The organism is Tateyamaria sp. (assembly GCF_059783535.1).
Genome location: NZ_JBYNDP010000231.1, coordinates 1 through 2,849, shown reverse-complemented (window position 1 = coordinate 2,849; position 2,849 = coordinate 1). Strand labels below are relative to the sequence as shown.

Annotated in this window: 3 protein-coding genes; 1 reads left to right on the top strand and 2 read right to left on the bottom strand. The window is 60.0% G+C overall.

Features of this window, described 5'->3' with window-relative positions:
• A partial coding sequence (locus AC6RA8_RS21955) for a LysR family transcriptional regulator (protein WP_500355891.1) occupies positions 1-879 on the top strand: 879 nt, incomplete at its 5' end.
• A gap of 38 nt (positions 880-917) precedes the next feature.
• On the opposite strand, the gene AC6RA8_RS21950 is transcribed toward AC6RA8_RS21955, so the two are convergent.
• Together AC6RA8_RS21950 and AC6RA8_RS21945 are read right to left on the bottom strand one after the other, a co-directional pair.
• A complete protein-coding gene (locus tag AC6RA8_RS21950) occupies positions 918-1,487 on the bottom strand; it encodes a histidine phosphatase family protein (RefSeq protein WP_500355889.1) in 570 nt (189 codons plus the stop codon).
• A 30-nt stretch (positions 1,488-1,517) separates the two neighbouring features.
• The coding region (locus AC6RA8_RS21945) for an amidohydrolase family protein (protein WP_500355887.1) at positions 1,518-2,849 on the bottom strand (1,332 nt) is incomplete at its 5' end.

Here is a 2,849-nt window from a genome sequence, read left to right as displayed (position 1 = left end):
TTCCTGGAAGTCAGTAGGCTGCAAAGCTTTGTCGCAGCAGCAAAATCCCTCAAAATGACACCGGCGACCGTGACGCGCATCATCGCGCGATTGGAAGAAGATCTGGGCCACCAGCTCTTGCTTCGCACCACGCGACAAGTGTCGCTCACATCGGCAGGTGCATTGATTGCTGCGCGCTACAGCCCATTGGTTGAGGCGTTCGATCGCGTTGAGCAGGACCTTGAAAGAGAGATGCACCCGTACCGGGGCAGCTTGTCGATCAACGCGCCCATGTCATTTGGTGTGAGACTGATGCCCCAGCTTTTGGAGAGCTTCCGGCTTGCCTACCCCCACGTCGATCTGAACATTCGGCTTACGGATCGACTAGTCGATATCCTGGCCGAAGACTGTGATCTTTCGATCCGTGTATCGGGCATACCAACCGACAAATCCACGATCTGGCGCAAACTGGCGGAAGTACCGATGATCGCGGTTGCCTCACCCAAGTTGTTTGAGAAACATGCGCTTCCGGCATCGCCCGAGGAACTCGACCCAAGGCTTTGCCTGTCTTACGGAGAAGAGGCGAAACCCGAGACTTGGCGTTTCGAAAAAGGCCCGCAAAAACGCGTGGTTACTGCCGGAACAGCCATACAATCCAACAATGGCGACCTTCTTTATGAGCTGGCGCGCACTGGAATGGGCATAGCTGTATTGCCGGAGTTTCACGTGGCCGACGGTCTTAAATCCGGCGAAGTGATCAGAGTTTTGGACGACTGGGCGCTACCGTCGCTTTGGCTGTCCTTGTTTTACCCACCCTACGAAGCCCTGCCGCCGCTTGTCGCGACATTTACGGACTTTTTCGAGGCATTTCTGGCCGACGTTGACGGATTTGACCCTTGAGCGGGCCACGGGTCGGACAGTCAAAAGGGACAACTTGGCTACCAGCCAGTTGGCATCGCCGTTCCAAGCACGTCAAACCCACCTACACCGTCCGGGCGCAATACGACGCCTTCGCCTTCGGCCAAGGATACGTTCGCAACCTCGGCAATGTTGGAGCCATGCGACACGATCACCCGGTTGGTACCCTGTGCAGGCAGGGTCGTGACCAGACTGCGCAGAAACTCGCGACGTTCTGCCTGCCCGTTTTCATCGGACAGCAGGCCGATCAGTCGCATATCCTCGCGTGCCTGCCCAAAGCTGATGCGTGCATGGTCTGCGCAGCGGGCAAAGGGTGAGGCCCAGACCTCATCCACCGGGACATTCGCGGCACGCCATGCCGATCCAATGGCTTCAGCCTGGGCGATGCCCTCATCCGACAGCAGGCGCTGGCGGCTGCGCGGCCATTCAATCCGGTCAATGCCTGACCATTGCGTGGCGGCGTGCCGGAAATAGACGACATGACCGCCTTGCTGCAAGGATATGGTGAGATTAGGGCTGGCATAACCGCGTGCGGCAGTGAGCGCGACAGCCGCCGCGCCCAAAACCAACGATCTACGAGTCAGGGTCATACGGTTCTGCTCTTTAGACGGAGCGGAGCCTTAGCCCCGCCCCATTTCGGCATCGTGATGGAGTGGTGACCAATCCGGGCTGATCGGCGGCACGTGGCGCAGATCGTGCATGGCAAAAGGTTCTTTAGCGTGCACCACCGTGCCTCCTACCGAAGTCAGGACGGACGTGATCTTGGCAATCTCGGCATCGGTGACGGCAAAGTAGTCGCGGTCGAGGATCGCGAAGTCTGCCATCTGTCCCGTCGCGATCGCACCCTTGCGACCTGCATCACCGGTGAACCATGCGGATCCCACGGTCATCAGGCGCAACGCCTCTTCGCGGTCCAGAAGATTGTCATCGCCATACATGCGCATGCCCCCCCGACTAAGACCCGTGGACAGCCATTGCAGCGCGAACCACGGGTTATAGCTCGCAACGCGCGTGGCGTCGGTCCCCAGACCGACAGGCACGCCCAGATCAAGGATGGCGCGGAAGTTCGGCGTTTGGCGCAGTGCGTCTTCGCCATGCTGGGCAACAAAGTCTTCGGCCTGGAACTGCAGGCGGTTTTGCAGGTTGATCCCGCCGCCCAGCTTGGCGATGCGTTCCAGATGCGCGGGCGTGAAGGTTTCCACATGGTCAATGAACCAGCCGGGCGTCAGACCCGCGCCCCGCGACACATCCTCGTAGACATTCAGCAACCGATCTGCGGTCTGGCCGTAAGTGATGTGTTGGCGGAACGGCCATTCGCGTTCGCCCAGTAGCGTCATAATGCGATGCTGGATCTCTTCAGCGTCGGGATCGATGTCCGGTATCGGCTCGCCAAAGATCTCGTAGTCGTAGGACGCCCAGGACAGGTTCTCGCCCCCGCCCACTAGCTTGAGCATGTCATCGCCCTGCTGTGGCCGCCAGGCTTGGGTCCAGCGGTCGTAGTCGTCAAACTCCTGCCCTTTGATCTGCGGAAAGGTGTGATAGCCGGTGCGCACGGTCATCAGCCCACGCTCGTGCAGCCAATGCGTGACGGCATAGGCGTCGGCATCGGGGAACTCCATCCCGCCACCGCCTGCGTCAGATACCGAAGTCAGGCCAAGCGCGTTCAACTCATCCATGTACTGGATCGAAGAGTTGATCTGATCCTGGATCGACAGCTTGGGCGCCTCTACCAATGTCCGGTACATCAACAAGCCCGACGGCGCGGCAAGCAGGCGCCCGGTGGGCACGCCGTCCTCTTTCTCGATCACGCCGCCTGGATAGGTCGGGTGACCGGGCTGGTCGTAGCCGAAATAGCGGGTGGCGGCGTCATTGATCAGCGTCAGCTTGTAGAGGTGATGCACCAGCACGGGGGTATTGGGCGCGATGGCGTTCAGTTCGGCCACGGTGGGCAG

Bases quoted from the DNA above. Each gene is read 5' to 3' on its own strand.
- AC6RA8_RS21950 (WP_500355889.1), bottom strand. From the start codon at position 1,487: ATGACCCTGACTCGTAGATCGTTGGTTTTGGGCGCGGCGGCTGTCGCG.